This is a genomic window from Baaleninema simplex PCC 7105, from assembly GCF_000332355.1.
GTDB lineage: Bacteria > Cyanobacteriota > Cyanobacteriia > Cyanobacteriales > Geitlerinemataceae > Baaleninema > Baaleninema simplex.
In genome coordinates this window covers 691952-712472 of the sequence record NZ_KB235959.1, presented here as the reverse complement: position 1 = coordinate 712472, position 20521 = coordinate 691952, and the positions used below count along the sequence as shown (strand labels likewise).

16 protein-coding genes and 3 pseudogenes are annotated in these 20521 nt (G+C 49.5%); 8 read left to right on the top strand and 11 right to left on the bottom strand.

What is annotated here, in order from left to right; genetic code table 11:
• Positions 1 to 43 precede the first annotated feature (43 nt).
• Positions 44 to 385, top strand: coding sequence for a translation initiation factor (locus GEI7105_RS0123175; RefSeq protein WP_017662792.1), 342 nt, complete (start codon positions 44 to 46; stop codon positions 383 to 385).
• Here the strand turns inward: GEI7105_RS0123175 and GEI7105_RS0123170 are convergent.
• Complete coding sequence (locus GEI7105_RS0123170) at positions 382 to 921, bottom strand: tetratricopeptide repeat protein (RefSeq protein WP_017662791.1); 540 nt, start codon at positions 919 to 921, stop codon at positions 382 to 384. The genes GEI7105_RS0123175 and GEI7105_RS0123170 overlap by 4 nt on opposite strands.
• Before the next feature lie 583 nt (positions 922 to 1504).
• On the opposite strand from GEI7105_RS0123170, the pseudogene GEI7105_RS32080 reads away from it, so the two are divergent.
• From GEI7105_RS32080 to GEI7105_RS37795, 3 genes and pseudogenes are all read left to right on the top strand, one after another.
• Positions 1505 to 2158, top strand: a pseudogene (locus tag GEI7105_RS32080) (magnesium chelatase domain-containing protein); the annotation flags it as partial.
• Between the two features lie 305 nt (positions 2159 to 2463).
• Entirely contained in the window at positions 2464 to 3414 is a 951-nt protein-coding gene (locus GEI7105_RS0123155) for a DNA-processing protein DprA (RefSeq protein ID WP_202804453.1), read from the top strand.
• A 24-nt stretch (positions 3415 to 3438) separates the two neighbouring features.
• Complete coding sequence (locus GEI7105_RS37795; protein WP_144054001.1) at positions 3439 to 4110, top strand: hypothetical protein; 672 nt, start codon at positions 3439 to 3441, stop codon at positions 4108 to 4110.
• A gap of 147 nt (positions 4111 to 4257) precedes the next feature.
• Here the strand turns inward: GEI7105_RS37795 and GEI7105_RS32075 are convergent, their stop codons facing one another.
• From GEI7105_RS32075 to GEI7105_RS0123125, 5 genes are all read right to left on the bottom strand, one after another.
• Complete coding sequence (locus GEI7105_RS32075) at positions 4258 to 5487, bottom strand: helix-turn-helix domain-containing protein (protein WP_071592108.1); 1230 nt, start codon at positions 5485 to 5487, stop codon at positions 4258 to 4260.
• A complete protein-coding gene (locus GEI7105_RS37790) occupies positions 5484 to 6185 on the bottom strand; it encodes a hypothetical protein (protein ID WP_144054000.1) in 702 nt (233 codons plus the stop codon). The genes GEI7105_RS32075 and GEI7105_RS37790 overlap by 4 nt, the downstream gene beginning before the upstream one ends.
• Positions 6186 to 6263: 78 nt before the next feature.
• A complete protein-coding gene (locus tag GEI7105_RS33875) occupies positions 6264 to 7088 on the bottom strand; it encodes a DUF6262 family protein (protein WP_144053999.1) in 825 nt (274 codons plus the stop codon).
• A complete protein-coding gene (locus GEI7105_RS0123130; protein WP_017662783.1) occupies positions 7085 to 8677 on the bottom strand; it encodes a site-specific integrase in 1593 nt (530 codons plus the stop codon). Before GEI7105_RS0123130 ends, GEI7105_RS33875 begins: the two co-directional genes overlap by 4 nt.
• A complete protein-coding gene (locus tag GEI7105_RS0123125) occupies positions 8622 to 9752 on the bottom strand; it encodes a tyrosine-type recombinase/integrase (RefSeq protein ID WP_245555481.1) in 1131 nt (376 codons plus the stop codon). The genes GEI7105_RS0123130 and GEI7105_RS0123125 overlap by 56 nt, the downstream gene beginning before the upstream one ends.
• Positions 9753 to 9892: 140 nt before the next feature.
• On the opposite strand from GEI7105_RS0123125, the pseudogene GEI7105_RS32065 reads away from it, so the two are divergent.
• The 3 genes and pseudogenes from GEI7105_RS32065 to GEI7105_RS0123110 form a co-directional block, all read left to right on the top strand.
• Positions 9893 to 10771 (top strand): annotated as a pseudogene (locus GEI7105_RS32065) (YifB family Mg chelatase-like AAA ATPase); the annotation flags it as partial.
• A 148-nt stretch (positions 10772 to 10919) separates the two neighbouring features.
• Entirely contained in the window at positions 10920 to 11399 is a 480-nt protein-coding gene (locus tag GEI7105_RS0123115; protein ID WP_017662780.1) for a J domain-containing protein, read from the top strand.
• Positions 11400 to 11435: 36 nt separating this feature from the next.
• Entirely contained in the window at positions 11436 to 11702 is a 267-nt protein-coding gene (locus GEI7105_RS0123110; protein WP_026097899.1) for a DUF3143 domain-containing protein, read from the top strand.
• Here the strand turns inward: GEI7105_RS0123110 and GEI7105_RS0123105 are convergent.
• From GEI7105_RS0123105 to GEI7105_RS0123095, 3 genes are read right to left on the bottom strand one after another with little or no spacing between them, the layout of a single operon-like run.
• Positions 11699 to 12712 carry a DnaJ C-terminal domain-containing protein gene (locus GEI7105_RS0123105; protein WP_017662778.1) on the bottom strand — a complete coding sequence of 338 codons (1014 nt, stop codon included), beginning with the start codon at positions 12710 to 12712 and terminating at the stop codon, positions 11699 to 11701. The two genes, GEI7105_RS0123110 and GEI7105_RS0123105, sit on opposite strands and share 4 nt — an antisense overlap.
• A gap of 50 nt (positions 12713 to 12762) precedes the next feature.
• The gene (locus tag GEI7105_RS40615) at positions 12763 to 12885 is read right to left on the bottom strand and encodes a hypothetical protein (RefSeq protein WP_017662777.1); all 123 of its coding nucleotides are present in this window, start codon (positions 12883 to 12885) and stop codon (positions 12763 to 12765) included.
• 26 nt (positions 12886 to 12911) lie between these two features.
• Positions 12912 to 14201: a glucose-1-phosphate adenylyltransferase gene (locus GEI7105_RS0123095; RefSeq protein WP_017662776.1), complete on the bottom strand. Its 1290-nt coding sequence runs from the start codon at positions 14199 to 14201 to the stop codon at positions 12912 to 12914.
• A 393-nt stretch (positions 14202 to 14594) separates the two neighbouring features.
• Between GEI7105_RS0123095 and GEI7105_RS0123090 the strand changes: the two genes are divergently transcribed.
• Complete coding sequence (locus GEI7105_RS0123090; protein WP_017662775.1) at positions 14595 to 16043, top strand: MFS transporter; 1449 nt, start codon at positions 14595 to 14597, stop codon at positions 16041 to 16043.
• Between the two features lie 580 nt (positions 16044 to 16623).
• Here GEI7105_RS0123090 and GEI7105_RS32060 read toward each other — a convergent pair.
• Positions 16624 to 19266: a sensor histidine kinase gene (locus tag GEI7105_RS32060; RefSeq protein WP_083862503.1), complete on the bottom strand. Its 2643-nt coding sequence runs from the start codon at positions 19264 to 19266 to the stop codon at positions 16624 to 16626.
• A gap of 548 nt (positions 19267 to 19814) precedes the next feature.
• A pseudogene (locus GEI7105_RS41350) lies at positions 19815 to 20292 on the bottom strand (transposase); the annotation flags it as partial.
• Positions 20293 to 20521 lie beyond the last annotated feature (229 nt).

The following is a 20521-nucleotide window of genomic DNA, read 5'->3' as shown; positions in this document are numbered from 1 at the left end:
TGAGTATGTCAACTTGAGTGCAGAATCGAATTCGACTATTTCCATGTCCAAACACAAATCTAATCGCGATCGCCTAGTGTATTCGGAGTTCGGTAACGACGCCACGGCTCGAGAACCGGAGCGAGTGCAGGAACTTCCTCCCCAACAGCAAGACTTGCGCGTGCAAGCGACGCGCAAAGGGCGCAAAGGAAAAACAGTTACGATCGTCACAGGGTTTCAGGCGAAACCGGAAACCCTTAAAGCCTTGTCGAAAGCGCTCAAAAGTCAATGTGGAGCGGGGGGCGCCGTAAAAGACAACGCGATCGAGATTCAGGGAGAGTTCGTCGATCGCGTCGTTGCGTTTTTGAAAGAGAAAGGGTATCCCGCCAAGCGCAGTGGTGGCTAGAAGCTGAGGATTTCGCGCAACAAGTCTGCTTGTTTTTGTGCTTGTGTATCGTTAGGATTCAAACGTGCTGCTTCTTCAAAGGCATCTAATGCCTGTTGGTATCGGTTGAGTTTGGCGAACACGATGCCGAGGTTGTACCAAACGTTCGCGTCGTTGGGTTGGAGTTGCAACGCGTAGCGCAATACTGTCAGGGCGTCCTCGTAACGGCCGACTTGTTCTAAGACCGCACCTAAGTTATCGAGCAGTACGACGCATTCAGGAGTGCGATCGCTTTCTTCGAGGGGTTCGTGACAGCTTCGCATTTGAACCGCCAACGAGCAGGCTTCGATCGCGTCGACAGGACTGGCATTCGCACACAACTCTGCTAGTTCTTCAAACTCGAGACTTTGGAGTTCTGGCGTTACTTCTTGCAACTCGATCGCGTTGAAATATTTTGATAAATCCACACCCCAAGATGGCGTTGCCAAACTCGCACACCAGATCGCTATTGAGGAAGTCGCTATGCGAACGAGTTGAGTTTTGAGAAAACCGTTCATGGTAAAAAAACGCTGGGTCTGGCTTTATTTCAATCGTTTTAATGTCAGCGTCTGGTACGAGTTACATGACAGCAGACATTTTAACCGTCGCGCGATCGCTCCCGAACACGACGTTTAATCTCTAGCTAATAATTTACTGCGAGATCTGTATGTAAAATAGCGTATATCCACAGGATACTATATCCGTGTTTTTACGTAAACTAACCTGAAAACTCTTTAGAATTGATGAAAAAACACAGTTGTTTACTTGACTCCCTTCTTTGTTTTAACTCTTTTTCAACACGATCGCCCTCTTGTCATACCACAACCGAGATATTTTCGTCCCCAGTTGGCGCGAGACTAAGCCGATGGAAAACGCGAGTGCAACGGACAGAATTCGTTAAAATTCGAGCGATCGTGTCAAAAATATTGCGATCGCGTTAAAACTACGCAAAACTACGCGAAATTACGGACTTAAATATAGATAGGTTTTATTTTTCTTCACTTGCGAAACGTGATGTCAGTCACGTCAGCGATCCTCGTCACGTACGACAATAAAAATTTAACTGAATCGATCGGAGAAACCCATCCAGGGAGCGAGTTCGTGTTAGCCAGAATTTGGAGTGCATCCCTATACGGTCTCGAAGCGGTGCGCGTCGGGGTCGAAGTAGACGTCACTGGAGGACTGCCGAGAACCACCATCGTCGGACTCCCCGACACCGCCGTTCAAGAATCGCGCGAACGAGTCAAATCAGCTTTAAAAAACTCGGGGTTTGCCTTTCCCCAACGACAAATCGTCGTCAACCTGACCCCCGCCGACTTACGCAAAGAAGGTCCGAGCTTCGATCTCCCCATTAGTCTCGGCATTCTCGCCGCCTCCGAACAAGTCAACCCACAACTTCTCGGAGACTATCTGTTTCTCGGGGAAGTCTCTCTCGATGGTAGCTTGCGCCCCGTCACCGGAGTTCTCCCCATCGCCGCCGCAGCCCCACAGATGGGAATTCGCGGCTTAGTGGTTCCCGCCGCGAACGCAGGCGAAGCGGCCGTCGTGCGAGATTTGAATGTATACGGCTGTCACAGTATTACCGACGTAGTCGAGTTGCTAAACAACCCCGACGTGAAAGACCCCGTTTGCGTCGATCTCGATCGCCTCTTCAGCCAAGATCGCGCCTTTCACCTCGACCTCAAAGACGTGAAAGGACAAGCTCACGCTCGCCGCGCCCTGGAAATCGCTGCCGCAGGCGGTCATAATTTAATTTTATCTATAGCAAATTCGCTGTAATGCTTATCAAATAAAGTTTTTTACCTTGTAGACATATCCATGCAGTTGTAAAAAGCTAAACGAATATTACAAAACTTAACAAACAATTGACACTTAGCTAAATCATGCTAGACACTTAGATATCAAGCTCTTTCGTGTATTGACTATTTCAGCAAAATACTTCTTACTGTCACGTCAAGAGCTTAATAGCCTGACGGGAACTTACACAGATATTATTGACTACCTTAACTCGATTAGCGAGTCTCACAAATATCTTTAAACAAATATTATTAAGTATTTCCTTGTCATTTATTATTTTTTTGCATAAAAATAAGTATATTGTTTTTTGTGTTTCTACAACAATGCTAAACGTAATTCAAAAAATTCAAAAAACCATAAGTCCAGTTTTGGAGATTTCATCTTACGAAGCACTATGGACTCATAATCCTGGTGTAGCAAGAATTTCAACGATTTTTCAAAAATATAATCACGCACTCCCTTCTACTGTCGCTTCCAGCGAAGGAATTTTAGTTGAGGAAATCGAAAAAATAAAAAAAAAGTTAGAGAATTTTCTATCTTTTACAGATTATTCTGCATTATTTTACAATGATTTTGAGTACCCTTCTCGCCTGAAAGATGCACAGCATCCAGCAGAAATTTTATATTTTCAAGGAAATTTAGACATTTTGTCATCTCCTTCTATTGCTATTGTTGGTGCACGAAAAGCAAGTAACGAAGGAATTCGTCGAGCAAAGAAGTTAGCACATATTTTGATTGAGAATGATATTACTGTTATATCAGGACTTGCAGAGGGGATTGACACTGCTGCTCATACAGCAGCAATAGAAGCAGGTGGACAAACTATAGCTGTGATTGGGACTCCTTTAAACAAAAGTTATCCGGCATCCAATAAAGACCTGCAAGCTAAAATTGCAAAAAATTTCTTGCTAGTAAGTCAAGTTCCTTTTTACTGGACTTCCAATCAGCACTACAAAGCTACTCGCTTTTTCTTTCCAGAGCGCAACAAAACTATGTCTGCTCTTAGTAAGGCAACTGTGATCGTCGAAGCATCGGAAACCAGTGGTAGTTTAACCCAAGCTAGAGCTGCCTTAAGTCAAGGCAGAAAACTATTTATTTTGAATTCCTGTTTCCAGACTGGATTAAAGTGGCCACATGAATTTTTAAAAAAAGGAGCTATCAAGGTAGTTGACGGCTCTGAAATTCTTGAAGAAATTCAAAAACAAGATTGCTAGTAAATACTAAGAGGACATCAAAAAGTGAGTGATGGTTTACATTGGCATATAGTAGATGAATCTGACTGGCTAATAAACTTCCCTGTTCAAGAGCGTAAAACGTCTGTACTTGCATATAGTCGGATTTATACTCCAAAGCAGGGTTTTAGCTATTCGGAAACTAATAATTTGATATTTAATTTTAAAAAATCACCATCTGCTACAAGCAGTGAGCTTTTTTATAAAAAGCAGGCCATCGAAAAATTCACTACTGAGTTAGAATTGTTTCTCAAGCATTTATCAATTTATGCTTTGAGCAATAATATTAATATCTATATTATTCCCATACCACCCTCCAAAAGCAGAGATAGTCCTCAATATGATAATCGAGTTGAACAAGTAGCGTGTAGAGCTTCTTGTCGCCTTAAGTGCAATTATCTACCTATTTTGTATACAAAGCATGACCGAGAAAAGACAAGCTCTTCTAGTAAAGCACGTGATTGGCAAGATATTTGTAATTCTTTAGAGTGTGATAAAAACTGGTTACAAATAATAAAAGTCTCTAAAACAAAAAAGTCAATTTTTTTACTTTTGGATGATATTTTGACAAGCGGCGCTCATTTTCGTGCCGCTAGAAGCAAACTGAATTCCGTAGGTATAAAAGTTGAAATGGGTGTTTTCTGGGCTAAATCACAATCGCTTCCGTTATACTGCTGACATTCACTAATTTTTAAAAAATGATATAACAGACTTTTGGACGGCAGGGGAATTGAACCCCCCAGTGACAGGATTAGGAAGCCCCACTGATACCAAATGCCGCCCATAAGAAAGAGGTGGCATTTCCTGATGCCACCTCTTTTAGTTCTACCTGTCTTGTTGACCCCAGTTTTCAAAATGAATAACTGTTCCAGGATCTGAATTATTATTTTCAGAAGAAAAACCAGCTCGCAGCTTAGGACGGAAACTGTAAACTTCTCCTGCTCTTGGATTTAAAAAATTCTCAGGTAATCCAGCACAAATTTCTGCGTCAGAATGATATAAGCCAAGATAGTCAAGAATATCTTCTCGACTGATGACATTATTTTTTAAAAGAATTTCTACAGAATTCCTTATGAGCTTTGGAGTTTCAATTGGGATTTCATCATCGAAAGGTTCTGATTGTCTCCATTGATGGCGAGTATAACTACGCTGAAGAGTTTGATATCTTTGTTCGTCAATAAATCCTAGTGTTTTGGCTTTGTAAAGCATCATTCCAATCGACAATTTCCAACGCTTTTTTAGAACACGGAAAAGTTCTAGGTTTACACGAGGAACTTCTCTAGCAAAAGATGTTTGAGGAAAAAGAAACTCTGCACTAAAAAGATTTGCTTGATGCTCAATTAATTTGAAATATTTAGAGTCATTCACATAAATTTCCGGAAGATTTTTATGTAGAATTAAATGACCTAGTTCATGTCCTAAGTCAAATCGAGATCGTGCTGCTGAATCTTTGTCGCTTGACAGGATAACGTACGGTCGATCGTCTTTCCACATAGAAAAAGCATCTAGCTTTTCAGCATATAAAGACTTTCTAACTACAACTGCCCCATGATTTTCAAGTAGCCATACCACGTTACTGATAGGACCATCTTTTAATCCCCAAAAAATACGAGTTTTTTCTGCAATTGCCTCGATTGAACGATCTGATAGCCTTGTTGGATCTTGCGGTATGTCAAAATCGGGGAAACGAACGCTAGGCATCTCTAAATATAAATCAAGAAGATCGAACAAAGAAACCAGCCATCCTAATTCTACTTCAACTTTTTCACGACTTTTTTTTGTTGCAGAAGACATACTGCGATAAAAAATAGTCTCTTGCTTGGTGCGATCTAAAATCAATTCTTTTCCAAAGAAAGAGGGTGGAAAATCAAGAATTGTTGCCATAATATCTTTCGTTTCAGAAGAAGGAAAACGCTTCCCTCGCTCGTAATTAGAAATTGCTTGACGCTTAAGAGACACTTTCCCTGCTAACTGTTCCATTGTCAAGCCTCGTGCTTTTCGAGCTTGCAAAAGACGTTCACCGACAAAATTAGACGCATCTGTTGATAATTTCATAACTCTTCTTCTCCAACTCTTTTAGGCCGTGGTCGGAAAGTGGGGGATTGAGGCTCCTGAATTTCCTCTTCAGGCAAAGCAGCGATTTCTGGAATGGGTTCCTCTTGATATTCTTCTTCAGCTAAATTACCTAAATTAATCGATCCAGGATGCTTTTTCAAAAGATCTAAAATAGTTATGTATTTGCCACTATTTGCGTCTGGAAACGATATATTCACAAACTTAGGAAACAAAGCTTTTGAAGGACCATATCTTAAAAGTCCGTATATGTAACCACCGCTATTGTTAATGATATTTTTTTCTGGATTAAGAAGATCGAGCTGGCCATCCCAAGCATATGTTTTACGAAATAAAGCTATCCTCGGATTCTTAAATTTATCTGAAACAGCCGAAGCTGTCAATAGTAATCGTCCAGATCGTACCCATGTATGATAATAAGTTTTTTGACTGTTTTGTTGAATTCCTGTTGTTGCTCCAGATAATCCCTGTAAAAGATTTCTCCAATTTGTTTCAACACGACTTCGTAAATAATGTCCTCGCAGATCTCGAGACGCTCCCCTATCAAAATAAGGAAGCGTTAGGTGTTCGCGAGTTTGCTGGTATGAAATATCGATTGCTTCCAGGGTTGCGATTTCGAGGGCCTCCGAAAAATTATGCGACAAAATTTTCTGGAGATCTGCGATATGAAATGTGGCCATCAGCGTTACAAAAGTGTTGACAAGCTTGTCTTACGCAACAGTTTGTCTTTTTTTTGTCATTTTGTCAACACTTTGATTTTAGCACGTTATTCTATGCTTAACTACATCAAACTCAACCCAATCTTCGTCTCGTGTCAGAACGCGCAAAACCCCGTCATCACAACGCTGTGAGGCAATCACTAACCCCTGTGGATACGCCCATCGCCACCACTCGTTAAACTCCTCCATCTCACTTTTCTCTTGATACGCTTCGTTGGGATGCCACGCATCGCGAATCGCTTTATTCAGGAAACCCCCTGGATTCCGCACGTTCCCGTTGCTGGCGGCTTCCCGTAGCGACTCGATAGCCGTCTCGACAATTGCTCGCGGCGTTTTGGAGACAAGCCGCTCCAGGGTCGAATTCAGATCGACTCCAAGCTCCCTTAACTGTTCTACAAAGTCGCTTGAGGCAGTCATTTCAGGCGATTTACCTGCTTGACGCAATCGAACATTCTCAGCACGCAGCCGCTCGTTCTCCTTCTCTAATTCTCGAACCCGCATCACCTGCCCATAAGCAACCTCGTTTTGCTTTCGGAGTTCTCGGTTTTCGGTTTCGAGTTTTTTTATGCGTTCTCGAAGAGTGCCAACCATAGACTTGAGAGACACTTCAGAAGCTGAAGCCTTTACAGGCTGACGTTTCTTGCCACTTTGCTTCGCTCGAAGATGCTCTATGCGGCTTTTAACCTCCGGTTCTTTGTACAGCCACGCCTTACTGACTCCCGAAGCTTTGGCCACGCTGTTGAAGTTGATGGCTCGCCCTTCCTTAAGCAAAGTCTGTATGCCGCTCTCTAATTTCTCGAAAGCCTCTTTGCGCTTGCGTTGTGCGCCATGCTTCAGTCCTGCTGTGTTCCGTTTAGCTTTCATTTTTTGCACTCCGTCAACCCAGCAATAATGCTCTCCAGATTCCCTTTGACCTTCTCGTTCATCTCCACCTGCCGTTGCCAGCCGTTGGACTTCGCTTTCGCGATGATGGCTTGAGTCTGTTCGAGTTGGCGGTGATGGTCGCCGAGGTATTCGGCTGTCGTTCGGAAATGAGTGCAAGTTAGGCAGGCATTGGCGTGCGGACATCCCTGAGAAATTGCTGGGAGAGCGCACGACCCGTTTGGGAGGGCTTGCGCCTGAACGTTCTTTTTGACCCACTGCAAATCGGCGTCGTCGGCCTCAACGTCGTTTGGTTCGACGATTTCCCCCGCGATGTTGACCACCTTGCCTCGGAATTTCGCGACTTCTTCTTTCATCGTTTGGTCGTGAATACGGGCATAGGTTGCAGTCATTTGGGGTGATTCGTGGCCGAGGTATCGCTGAACGATGTGCTGTGGAACCCCGTTGTTGATCATGCGAGTTCCAACGGTGTGGCGGAACTGATGGGTTTGGAAGTGCCAAATTTCTCCCGTCTCATCACAAATGTTGTGTCGCTTGGCTAGTTGGTTGAGGTATCGAGGGAGCGTCCGTCGCTCCATCACCTTGGGAACAGGATTGAAATCAGGATGCTTTACACCGCCGTTGGCAGTGAACAGATAGTCAAATCCCAAGTGGCGAGGAATATGCGACTGGATGTAGCGGCGTTGCTCTTGGATGACTCGAGCCACTTCGCGAGAGATGGGAATCGTAATCTCCTTTTTCATCTTGAACTGGTAATACTTGAGGAACCAGTCTCCTGCCTGGTCTTGTAGCAGGCAGTCAGTCTTGAGGTGAAGCAACTCCGAAATTCGCATCCCACATTCCTGCAACACCAGCACCATTCGCATGACCGGCTCTGGAAGGTCATCGATACATCCGTTAAGCTGCTGCATGACGTGTTCGGGGATGTATCGAGGTAGGGATTTTGGCTGCTTTGGAAAATCTTCTGACCGAACCAAATACCTCGAAACATCGAGCCATTGATTTTGATAGCAAGCATCAAAGTAAAGCTTTGCATCACATAAAAGCTTGTGGCGAGTCGAAGCCGACAGTCCTTCCCCAGAGGTGTAGACGATGTATTCGGTGATTACGTCGCGGTCGATCTCCTCTGGCTGGATACCTGGGTAGTTCTGAGACAAGAATCGAGAAAGGCGGCGCAACGAGTACAGCTTTTCCTGAGTGGACGAAAACGTAATGCGGCTGAGGCAGACCTTGATATATTTTTTGGCAGACTGACGAAGCCAGGGCTGCGTAAGCTGACTGAAATTGAGCTTGTAACTGGATTTACCCACCCCTCCATCGAGTCCCAAACGTCGGCAATCCCAGCAGTCTTTTTCGTATTCCGCTTTGGGGTTTACCGCAAACCCCGGTGTTGCGGGTAGGGGAGTAAAATCGCGCCCACACCGCTTACAGTAGTAAATCTGAGTTCCCGACGATTTGTTCTTGCCGTTTTTTCGATATTCCTCGCTTCCGCAATTCGGGCAAACAATAACAGGGTTAGACTGGCGTTGCCCCAGAATCGTTAGGCAGTTGGAGAGATTGAGTTGTTCCATTGGTATCGCGATCTTCGATGTATTTCTGGTACTCCCGTTTCATGTCTTCGTTGCTGACATGAACGTATGTATCGATGGTGGTCTGGATGCTGGCGTGTCCGAGCCTTTTTTGGACATAAGCCATTTCCATGCCACTGCGAATCAACTCCGTGGCGTGCGTGTGCCGCAGCATATGGGGCGTTATCGCGATACCCGTTTTCCTTTTAATGCGTCGGAACAGCGCCATGACGTTGTTGTAGGTCATTGGCGCTCCGATTGGCCCGTCCCAAAGATTCACAAAGACATATTCGCTAAAGTTATCGTCCAGAATTTCCATGAACTCATCGTTGAGATATTGGGTGTAAAGCTCCATCAAACTCTTGGAAACGTCCAAGGAGTAGGGGTCTCGACTTTTCGAGCGAGCGCCGTTCTCATTGTCGTCTCGCGGCTCGATCTGAACGACGTTATCCATCGACCGTATGTCTTCGTGCCTCAATCCGAGCGCCTGTCCGATCCGCATTCCGGTTTCGTGCAGCAAGCAAAGTAAGAACTTGTCCCGAACTCGATGACACGCATCTACAACCGCTCGAACCTGCTCTGAGGAAAGGGTTTTTGGTTGTCGCTTTGGGGTTTTAAGTTTTAATAAGCGGCTTCTGACGGGCTTGCCTTTTGTGATGTGGTGTAAAAACCCCTTATATCGACGACCCGGTAAGACCTGCGACCGATAAAGCGGGATGTGCGGGACTTTGCCGCTCCGTTCGTGAAAGTCGTAGAGCATACAAACCGGTGTCAGGATTGCGTTGACGGTAGACTCCGTCCTGGCTGACTCTCTTTCGACGACTGAGGCCACACCTGTAGGTTCTGGTGTTCGCAGCCACAGCATAAAATCGGCAAGTTCTGCGATGCTCACATCAGTCCATTGGAGGTGGGACTCTTGCAGCCACTCCCAATACAGCTTCAGATGGAACGCATAGGAGCGCACGGTATTGGGAGACCTCCCCACGTTCCGCAGGTAGTCTAGAAATTCTTGAACTGGCTCGACGGGCAGGTAGTCGTCACCGACCAGCATCCAAGTGTGCTGGTTTGCGTCGGACAATGAAACGCGCTGGACTTTCACTGTGCATACTTTGTAGACGGTATGGACTAGATCTAGTTTTTTATTCTAGAGGCTACACTGTAGCACAGTTTTGTTGTTGTTGTTTACTATATGGAATATTTATTTAGAGCTATTGTTAATTAATTTTTGTCGGCCCCCCAGGCAGCGGTAAAACCATGTTAGCGCGGCGGTTGCCGGGAATTTTGCCGCCCCTGTCGTTTTCCGAAGCTTTGGAAGTGACCAAAATTCACTCCGTCGCGGGGTTGTTGCGCGATCGCGGTACTCTCGTCAGCCAGCGTCCCTTTCGCAGTCCCCACCATTCGGCATCGGGGCCTTCTCTCGTCGGGGGTGGCAGTTATCCGAAACCGGGGGAAATCTCCCTGGCTCATCGAGGTGTTTTGTTTTTAGACGAACTCACGGAAGTCCAGCGAAACGTCTTAGAATTTTTGCGCCAACCCCTCGAAGACGGCTTCGTCACGATTACCCGCACCCGTCAATCGGTAAGGTTTCCCGCCCAGTTTACCCTGGTCGCCAGTACGAACCCTTGTCCTTGCGGGTATTACGGCGACCCCATTCAACCCTGTACCTGTTCCCCTCGCCAGCGAAACCAGTATTGGGCGAGGTTGTCGGGGCCGTTAATGGATCGCATTGACTTACAGGTCGCGGTCAATCGCTTGAAACCGGAAGAAATCGTGCGCCAGTCAATGGGGGAAGACTCGAAAACCGTGCGAGAACGAGTGTTGCACGGACGCAAGCGATCGCGCGATCGCTTTGCTAACGAGTCGATTCAGTGCAACGCCGAAATGCAGAGTCGTCACTTGCGGCAGTGGTGTCCGTTGGACGAGACCTCGCAACAGTTGTTAGAAGGGGCGATTCGCAAGTTAGGACTTTCTGCTCGAGCCACCGATCGCATTCTGAAAGTCGCCCGTACCATCGCCGATTTAGCCGGAGAAGACGCCATCCAAAGCCATCATATCGCCGAAGCGGTGCAGTATCGGACGATCGATCGCATGCAATAGTCCACAACTTCGGCGCAACCTCCGAAACTCCGGCGCAGTATTTCTTGAAACGCCACAGTGGGGGAATCGGGCAGCTTAACACTCCGAAAATCTCTCGTTACAATGGGTAAAATGCTCGCCCGAAAGACCTTCGCCACGGAAAAGCAGCGTGACACAGCAAAGAGCCAGTACCAACCGAGACGCCCTGCGCGAAACTGTTGCCGCTGTAGGGAAAAACTACTACGCCCTGTTGGGGTTGCATCCCTCCGCCTCCGTCATTGATATTCGGCGGGCTTACTGGGAGCTGAGCAAACGCTATCATCCCGACACCACCGAACTGCCCCACGCGGTGGCAACCTCGAAATTCCAACAGTTAAACGAAGCCTACGCCACCCTCAGCAATCCCGAACGGCGGGCGGCTTACGACCTTCAAATTCGCTATTCTCGCATTCGGGTCGTGCAACCGTCTCGCGACCTCGATCGCCCCACCTCTGACTCTGCCCCCCGTCCCTCTTCTGCCTATCTCGATCCGGTCGATCGCCCCCTGTCCCCAGGAGAAGTTTTCTCGTTATTTCTCCTGTGCGCCTCTTTGGGAGGGAGTTTGTTTCTGGCGATCGCGATTGCATTGCTCAGGGGCGATCCGCTGTAATAGAGAGGTTTGAGTTTTAAGTTTCGTAAAGTAAAGATGACACCGCCCGCTACCACGCCGCTTTACAACCATCCCTTACCGGATATTGAAGACTGGCTCCGTACCCAAGGATGCCAGCAAGACCGCGACGAACTCAACCACTGGTGGGTCGATCGCCAAACCTGGAGAGCCGAAATCTGGCTGGATATCGACCAGCTCGTCGTCTGCTATCGAAAACCCGACGATGAAGAAGACATCCAGCGTTCGTTCAAGTATTCCCTAAGCCGCCAAGACGTAGAAAACGCCGTTTTTGGGGGGCCTTAAATCGAGATCCCCTGTAAATCCTCTCGGGGATTGCTGCTGCGCTGCTCTCGCAGTTTTTCGTAACATTCCCGTTCGGTGGCGCTGAGCGACTTCGGCGGTACGATTTCGACCTTCACCAGTTGGTCGCTGCGATCGCCCGTTTTCGGCAAGCGCCACCCTTTCCCGCGCAAGCGCAACATTTGACCCGAACGCACGCCGGGAGGAACGCTCACCGTCACCGAACCGTCGGGAGTCGGCACGTCGATTTTCGCGCCCAAGACGGCCTCGTCGGGAGAAATCGGCACTTCGCACACCAAATTATCGCCCTCGAAGGAGAAGAAGCGATGGGGTTGCAATTCGATGTTGAGATATAAATCCCCTTGTCGTCCGAAGCCGTCTTTCTTGCCCTTTCCTTTGACGCGCACGCGGCTTCCCGACTTCGCACCGGGGGGAATGCGAACTGAAATCACTTCGCTGCCAATATTGAGGCGTTTTTGGACGCCGTGAAACGCTTCTGAAAAACTCAGCGATAACGTCGCCTCGCGATCGAGAGACGTTCCCGGTTGGCGGCTGCTGTAGCGAGAAAAGTCTTCGAATCCACTGCCAAACCCGGACGACGTACGCCCCCCCGGACTGCTCTGATAAGACCAACGCGTGCGCGTCCGGCCGCCGCCCATACCACTGAGTAGAGACTCGATGAACTCGTCGAAGTCGGCGTATTGACTGAAATCGAAATCGAAGCCGTTCGGTGCGCCAGCGGGACTGCGACCGCCCCAAGCCGAACCGCCGTTGGCCGCTTGTTTCCAATACTGGCCGTACTGGTCGTATTTACGACGCGTTTCGGCATCGGACAAAACTTCGTAGGCTTCGCTGACTTCCTTGAACTTCGCTTCGGCCTGGCGATCGCCGGGATTCATATCTGGGTGATACTTTCGAGCCAGGCGACGAAAGGCGCGTTTGATCTCGTCGCTACTCGCCGTCTTGTCTACGCCGAGAATCGCGTAATAGTCTTTGAAGTCCGTTGCAGCCATTGCACTTTAAAATCCGTATCGCGATCGCAATTGTTCCTTGCGTTCCTAGTTTAATGGATTTCTTTCGCCCGTCGAGTTCGGGTATCGCTTCCGAAAACGATGGCAATACCCGAACTCGAGCGAACGCCGAGGACGTTCGAGCCGTTGGCGATCGCTGTTTGGCGGTCAAACACGGGCGATCGATGGGTTTCCCCAAACCTCAAATCGCGAACCCATCGGGAATCGTCGCGTTTTTCAACACCACGACGATGCCGCTGCGGATGTAAAATCCGAGATTTTCGCGATCGGCTTCCTCGATGTTTTCTTTATTGAGAATGCGAACGTTCTTACCGATGCGAGCGTTTTTATCGACGATCGCCCGGCGAATCGTACTGTTGGCGCCGATTCCGATGGGAACTTTGCGATCGTCGAGTTCCCCTTGCCGTTCGGCGAACGGTTGATAGAAATCAGCCCCCATGATCAGGGTATCTTCGATGACGCACCCGGCGTTAATGCGGCTGCGAACCCCCAACACCGAGCGATCGATCCGGCATTCTTTCAAAATACAGCCTTCCCCGACGATGGACTCCGTAACCTGACAGTCGAGGAGTTTGCTCGGCGGCAGGTAGCGAGCGCGGGTGTAAATTGGTGCGTTCTCGTCGTAGAAGCTGAAAGGCGGCTGCGGTTGCTTTGTCAGCGCCAAATTCGCTTCGTAGAACGCCTGGATGGTTCCGATATCTTCCCAGTACCCGTCGAACAGATACGCCTGAACGTTATAGTCTGACGCCGCACCGGGAATGATTTCTTTCCCAAAGTCCGTTTGGTCGGGCGATCGTTGCAGCAGGTCGTTCAACACCTCTTTCTTGAAGACATAAATGCCCATCGAGGCGATGTAGGGTTTTTTCGCCGCTTGTTCGGCGTCGAGACCCAACGTCGTCGTATCGACCTGCATCGCTTTGAGGTCGTCACCCTTGGGTTTTTCAGAAAAATCGATCACCCGACCGGAATCGTCGATTTTCATCAAACCGAAATCCGACGCTCGCTGTTCGTCGATGGGAATCACCGACAGAGTAATATCGGCGTTCGTTTCCCGGTGACGTTGCACGAATTGGCTGTAATCCATGCGATACAGGTGGTCGCCCGAGAGAATGAGATATTCGTCGATATCCCATTCTTGCATCAGCCAGATGTACTGACGCACGGCGTCGGCAGTGCCTTGGAACCAACCGGGGCTGTCGGATGTTTGCTGGGCGGCGAGAATTTCCACGAAATCGTCGCTAAACCCAGAAAAGTTATAAGTCCGCGAGATATGGCGGTTGAGAGACGCCGAGTTGTACTGCGTCAGGATATAAATTTTTTGAATGTCGGAATTAATGCAGTTGCTAACGGGAATGTCGATCAGGCGATATTTGCCAGCCAGGGGAACGGCGGGCTTCGCTCTGAGCTTGGTAAGTGGATAGAGACGCGTCCCTGCGCCCCCTCCGAGAATGATGCCTAAAACTCGTTTCACCGGAAAACCTCCATCGGCTGCGGGCGGACACGAGACCCCGCCCCTACTCTCAAAATCAAGTGTCCGATTGTCTGGGTTTCTTGGCAAGGGGGGATTTTACAGTGAAGAGGGCAGAGGGCAGAGGGCAGAGTGGGAAGTGAACGGAGTAGTAGGGTGCGTGACTCGAACAATAGGGTGTAAATCGTGCTTACCCATAAATCGTCACGCACCGCCAATGTACACCGCCCACATACAAGGGCGTGTGACGCGGGCGAGGTGGCCGAAGTCAGGTCAACGAACTGTTACCGCGTCACGTACCGCCCCCGCCGACGATATACACGCGAGCAGTGTTCGGCGAGGGGTAGGAAGGGGGATGGCTTAGAATGGGGGTCGTGTTGAGAGGGGAGCGATCGCATGAGCGAGAATTCGGCGCCTGGGTCTGAGTTGCGAGGACGAAAGTTGAGTGTGGCGACGAAGTTAGCCTTCGGTGCTGGAGATATGGGTGCGGGGATTACAGCGACACTGCTGGCGTTTTCGTTTTTGATTTTTCTAACCAATGTGGCTCAGTTACGACCGGCATTGGCTGGAACGGTCTTGTTGATCGGTAAGATTTGGGATGCGGTCAACGACCCGATCGTGGGTTTTTTGAGCGATCGCACCCGCTCTCGCTGGGGACGACGACACGCTTGGATGATTTGGGGCGGTATTCCCTTTGGCATTTTCTTTTTCTTGCATTGGTTGGTGCCGGAATGGTCGAGTCCCGACCCGGCCGACCAATGGGGGCTGTTTTGGTATTACGTGGTTGTCAGTATTTTATTTAATACGGCGTATACAGCGGTCAATTTGCCCTATACGGCGTTGACACCTGAGCTAACGCAAAATTACAACGAACGAACCAGTTTGACGGGTTTTCGCTTTGTATTCTCGATCGGGGGCAGTTTGCTGTCTCTGGCTTTGGGCGTTGCGTTGGCTGGCGCGATCGACGACCCGCGACAACAGTATCTGTGGCTCGGGGGCATTTGTGCGATTTTAGCGGTGTTACCCCTCTATTGGTGCATTTGGGGAACCACCGATCGCACGGCCTTCGATCCCAACCGCCCGGAACCAGAAGCGGAGACGGAGGTTAGAAAAGAAACCTCTCTGTCGTTGAAACAACAACTTAAAGTTGTCTTTCGCAACCGACCGTTTTTATTCGTCATCGGAATTTATCTCTGTTCCTGGCTGGCGTTTCAACTGACGGCAGCCGTAATTCCCTATTACGCGATCGGCTGGATGGGCTTAGAATCCTATTTTATAGTGGCGTTGGTGGTGCAGGGGGTGGCGATGGTCTCCCTGTTGTTGTGGAGTGCCATCAGTCGCCGCTACGGCCGTAAAGCGGCGTATTTTTCGGGGATGATCTTATGGATCGTCGCCCAAGGTGGTTTGTTTTTCTTACCGAGCGATCGCGTAGATCTGTTGTACGTCCTCTGTGCGATGGCGGGATTGGGCGTCGCGACGGCCTATTTAATTCCTTGGTCGATGCTGACGGACGTTACGGATTTGGACGAACTCCAAAGCGGCCATCGTCGCGAAGGGGTGTTTTACGCGTTTATGGTGTTGCTCCAAAAAATCGGTTTGGCGTTGGGATTGTTCCTCGTCGGCCAGATGTTAGAACTGGCAGGATTCGTCGAACCCATTCCCGGACAGGCACTCCCTCCACAGCCAGAGTCAGCATTGTTAGCGATTCGCTTGGCGATCGGACCGCTGCCGACGACCTTGTTAATTATCGGTTCGATTCTGGCCTATTTCTATCCCCTGACGCGAGAGGTTCACGAGGAAATCGTCCTGAAACTTCAAGAACGCCAAAACCAAGGCGAGAATTGAGCAGAACCGTCGCGCATCCTACGATTCTACCGTCAGGTGAATCGTTAGTTAGCGGCGGGCAACAGTGTACTATTATTGAATTAGCTGAGTACGGCACTATTACCCGCCAGAATAAGAACTCTGGAGTACCGGGTAGATACAAGACCTGCTCGGTAAGGTACAGCTAAACCTGTAAGTCCGGTATCGCCCGATTGTTAAAAGTAGGGAGCCGGTCAAAAGTTGGTATGGCATTGTCGATAATCACTTAAACTCACGAGCGGAAACGACTCGGAGTGCGGTCAAGGCCAAAGTTCCTGACCGTAGGCGAGAGCGCCGCCTATCTTGGACAACTGTAGCTGCTCCGTAGGGGAGAGTGCCGGACAAGGAAGCCGCGATTCTACTGCTTAGCAGTGAATCGTCGGAGCGTTCACAATGGGGAGCTTCCGAAGAGGGGGAGAAGGGGAGAAGGGGAGAGGGGGAGAAGGGGAGAGGGGGAGAAACTGTTCCCTGTTCCCTGTTCCCTGTTCCCACTGGTGACTGGTGACTGGTGACTGGTGACTGAAACACTTCTCACTGTTGACTGTTCACTGTAAAAGGGGAGCTAGGAAAAACGATCGACGATCGACGATCGATTATCCTCCTCGCTGTTGAGTTTGTGACGCTGGTTGGGGAAGACGAGCGTAAAGGTCGTCCAACCCTGTTGGCTCTCGACGTGAATTTTGCCGTCGAGTTGGGTGACGAGTTTTTCGACTAATGCTAGACCGAGACCGGTTCCCCCCTGTTTCCAAGGATCGGCGTTGGGGATGCGATAGAATTTCTCGAAAATTTTCGGGAGTTCTTCGGGGGGAATATCGGCTTGATTGCCGACGGTAAACTCGAGGGTCGGAATACTTTCACCGCTGTTCTCGTCTTGTTGTTGGGACTCGCAAACGTTTAACTGAATTTCTCCTCGGTTGGGAGTGTATTTACAGGCGTTGTTGAGGAGTTCGACGAGAATGCGTTCGAGGTTGATACGATCGCCCACGAAGGGAGCTAACTTTTCGGGACGCTCGACGTGCAGCGATTGTTGGCGATCGGCGATTCGGGTATAAAACGGATGCACGATCGAGGGAATCCATTCGTTGAGGTCGATGAGCGATAGAGAAATCAGATAGGCGTTGTTTTCGAGTCGCTGGAGGTCGAGGAGGTCTTCGACGAGTTCTTCTTCGCGAGTGCATTCGGTCGAAAGAATTTTGAGATAGCGTTGAATGCGTCCGATCTGTTCGCGATCGAGCAGTTCGGGTTCGGAGGTTTCTTCACGACCGGGGGCAAAGATCCTCAACATTTCGATCGCCAGTTTCATGTTAGCGATGGGCGTTCGCAGTTCGTGAGAGACGGCACTGAGAAAGTCGTCTTTGAGGCGATTGAGTTTTTCGAGTTCGGCCACTTGGGCTTGAGAGGCTTGATACAATCGCGCCTGACGAATGGCGATCGCGCATTGGTTTGCGACTTGTTGCACCAGGCGAATTTCTTGATCGCTGAAAATATAGTCGGGATCGTGAACGAGCCAGAGGTCGCCGAGAACCCCTTGGTTGTCGAACATGGGACAGGCGAGCATGGCAACTCGCCCTCGTTTGGGATTGTGAATCAGCGAACAAAACTGGAAGTATTTCCCCGTGAGGAGTTGGGTGTAGATTTCAGGAAAGTTCCCCATGCGAGACACTCGCCCTTGAGAGGTGGGGATGAGAGGGGCAGATTCGTAACAAATGGTGGAGGTTCCCCGTTCGAGGTCGTAGAGGGCGGCGTTGCAGGATTTGACACCGAGGCCGACGGCGACTTCGCGAACCGCCGTTTCGACAATTTGGCTTTCGTCGAGGCTGTCGCGCACTTTATCGGTGATGCGCTTGAGCATGGCCTCGAATTCGAGCGCTTGTTGGAGTTGTTGGGTGCGTTCGCGGATTTGTCGCTCGAGTTCTACACCTTGTCGCTGGACTTGCTCGAATAGGTGAGATTGTTGGATGGCGATCGCGACTTGAGTGGCTAGCTGTTCGAGAAGTTCGATTTCGATCGACGTCCAGTGACGGTGTTCTCTGCACTGGTGAGCGACGAGCAATCCCCACAGGTGACTGTTATCGCGACTTTCTGAGGATTGCAGCAAAATGGGGACGATGAGGCTCGATTTGATGGCGAACCGCTCGAATAGGGGATGTAAGCTCGGTTCGCCCTCGGTTTGCACGTCGTCGAAGGTGCGAATGCGACCCTCGATATAGTGTTCGAGTTCTTCAGCGGACGACGCGACGGGAATGGAGGTGTCGAGCATGGGCGGCCAGGGCGCGTCGACGGACTCGACCGCGACGACACCGGGACAGTTAGAAACTTCGCAGGGATCTCGATCGAAGCGATAGATCGAGACGCGATCGCTTTGCAGAAACTGTCTGACTTCGGTAACGGTCGTTTGCAGGATATCTTCGAGGTTGAGAGATTGGCGGATGCGCTGGGCGATCGCGCTGACGAGTCGTTCTCGCTCGGCCTGTTGGCGCAAGGCCAGTTCGCTTTGGCGGCGTTCGGTAATGTCGCGCAGGATGCCTTCGATGGCAATACAGCAACCGTCGCTGTCGTAAATGCGTACGTCTCGCTGTTCGGTCCACACGACGCGACCGTTTTTGTGAAACCAGCGTAACACCACAAGGGAGTCGGACTCGCGCGGCGATCGCAAGAGGTGACCGAGCAGGTCGCGATCGTCGGGGTGAACTTGCTTGAAAGGGAGTTCGGGGTCGGCGTAGTAGTCTTGAGGTGAATAGCCGGTAATGGTTTGGATCGAAGGACTGATGTACTCGAATTGGGGTTCGGGAACGAGGCTGTAGCAGTAAATCGCATCGCGAGCGTTGTCGGCCAGTTGGCGGAAGCGATCGCACTCGAGAGTGGCGGAGGAAGGGGCAGACTGAGGAGAGACCGTCACGCAGCAGTAGGTTTCAGCGTTCAGGTCGATACTCTCGAGACGAACGGTAACGGGAACCTCTCGGCAGCGGCGATCGCGCAGTTGGGTTTCGAGACTCACCGTTTCCCCCGCACTCGCGGCTATCCACAATTGTTTCCAAGTGGTTTCGTTCCAGTCGGTCACGACACGCGCGATCGGTTGGCCGACGGGATCGCCATCCTCGCCCAAGTTATGGCGAGCGTTTTGGTCGGCCGCGACGATGCGGCCGGTCGCATCGACCCACAGCAGGATGTCGGCAAGTCTACGGAAAGGAGGCTGAAGCGGCATGAGGGTTTTAATACGGACAGGGTCGTTCCCTTTATAGCTATTTTGCCTGATTTCTCGATCGCTCCCAACTGATACGGTTGCAATTCTCGCGGGCACTTGCGGTGAGGGGTCGATTCCCAGCTCGAGGTTTTGCCAGTTTGCCCAGCAGTTGGGAGGTGGGCGATCGCCTGCAAGAGTCGTGAGGCGATCGAGATGGGTTGCGACTCGTCAAAATCGGCTGATACGGAATCCGAATTTCAACGCTTCGACTTCGCTCGCTTCGACTTCGCTCAGCGTTGAGTCCGAGCGGAGTCGAGGACTCAAATACTGGTTTTGCCCAACCCGACAAGTCCCTCTATCCCCCCAACCATCCCCCCAACCCCCCTTAGAAAGGGGGGCAACGGGGGGATTATCGGCAGGTGCGACGGTCGCATCGATTAAGAGTTTCCCTCTATTTTCTTTTCTTCTTTCGACTCCTTCTGACTTTTTTGTGCTAGATTCCTCCCGTTGAAATCCTCAAGCTTGTCGGACAATTCTTCGATTAATTTTTTGAAGTAGAGAGCGACCAATCCTTTGCCGAAAATGAACCATCATTGAAGCATCAAAAGGCGCTTCGTTTCGATAACTCTTTTCCCCGATAAAATACTGTAGGTAAGGGTTTTCTTTAATTTGTTCGACAGTTTCTCGGTCGCTTATTCCCAATTTTTCTTTAATAATTAAGGCTCTTCGGAGTTTAGGGTGACAGAAAAACTAACTTCACGAGATTTCAAGGGTTTTGGCTCTCGAATTCTCAATTTTTTGTATTATGGTATACATTTATAACCACAAACTCCGAAGACCCATAATTAAGGCTCCCAGTGCCATCCGAAACGGTTTCGCTGGCGCTCCCATTTCCTCAGAAAAATTCTGGGCATATTCTTCCTCAAATTCTGCCCAGGGAATGAGGTTCGCCAAAATTACCCAACGATTTTCTTCACACAACTTGCCTTCAAAAGGAAGTTCAAAGGCTTCTTCGGGCGCGTCAGGATTTTGTGATTTTCGATACATTTTTTCTTGCCGGATGCACGGGAATTTCCAATTTTACCTCTTTTTCGGGTTCTCGAAGCCACGTCAAGACTCCTCTAAGCCTTACACCGTAAGCTTTTCACTTCTTTTCAGCAAGCCCTATTTAAAAATCCCCGTAGAGACGTTTTTCAAACCGTTTCTACGGGGACATTTATCAGAGAAAAATGCAACGATTAGAACGTAAACGTCGTCCGCAATACACCATAAACCA

Bases quoted from the DNA above. Each gene is read 5' to 3' on its own strand.
- GEI7105_RS33875 (WP_144053999.1), bottom strand. From the start codon at position 7,088: ATGAAAGCTAAACGGAACACAGCAGGACTGAAGCATGGCGCACAACGC.
- GEI7105_RS32060 (WP_083862503.1), bottom strand. From the start codon at position 19,266: ATGCCGCTTCAGCCTCCTTTCCGTAGACTTGCCGACATCCTGCTGTGG.
- GEI7105_RS0123170 (WP_017662791.1), bottom strand. From the start codon at position 921: ATGAACGGTTTTCTCAAAACTCAACTCGTTCGCATAGCGACTTCCTCA.
- GEI7105_RS0123110 (WP_026097899.1), top strand. From the start codon at position 11,436: ATGACACCGCCCGCTACCACGCCGCTTTACAACCATCCCTTACCGGAT.
- GEI7105_RS0123090 (WP_017662775.1), top strand. From the start codon at position 14,595: ATGAGCGAGAATTCGGCGCCTGGGTCTGAGTTGCGAGGACGAAAGTTG.
- GEI7105_RS32075 (WP_071592108.1), bottom strand. From the start codon at position 5,487: ATGAAATTATCAACAGATGCGTCTAATTTTGTCGGTGAACGTCTTTTG.
- GEI7105_RS0123130 (WP_017662783.1), bottom strand. From the start codon at position 8,677: ATGGAACAACTCAATCTCTCCAACTGCCTAACGATTCTGGGGCAACGC.
- GEI7105_RS37790 (WP_144054000.1), bottom strand. From the start codon at position 6,185: ATGGCCACATTTCATATCGCAGATCTCCAGAAAATTTTGTCGCATAAT.
- GEI7105_RS0123105 (WP_017662778.1), bottom strand. From the start codon at position 12,712: ATGGCTGCAACGGACTTCAAAGACTATTACGCGATTCTCGGCGTAGAC.
- GEI7105_RS0123175 (WP_017662792.1), top strand. From the start codon at position 44: ATGTCCAAACACAAATCTAATCGCGATCGCCTAGTGTATTCGGAGTTC.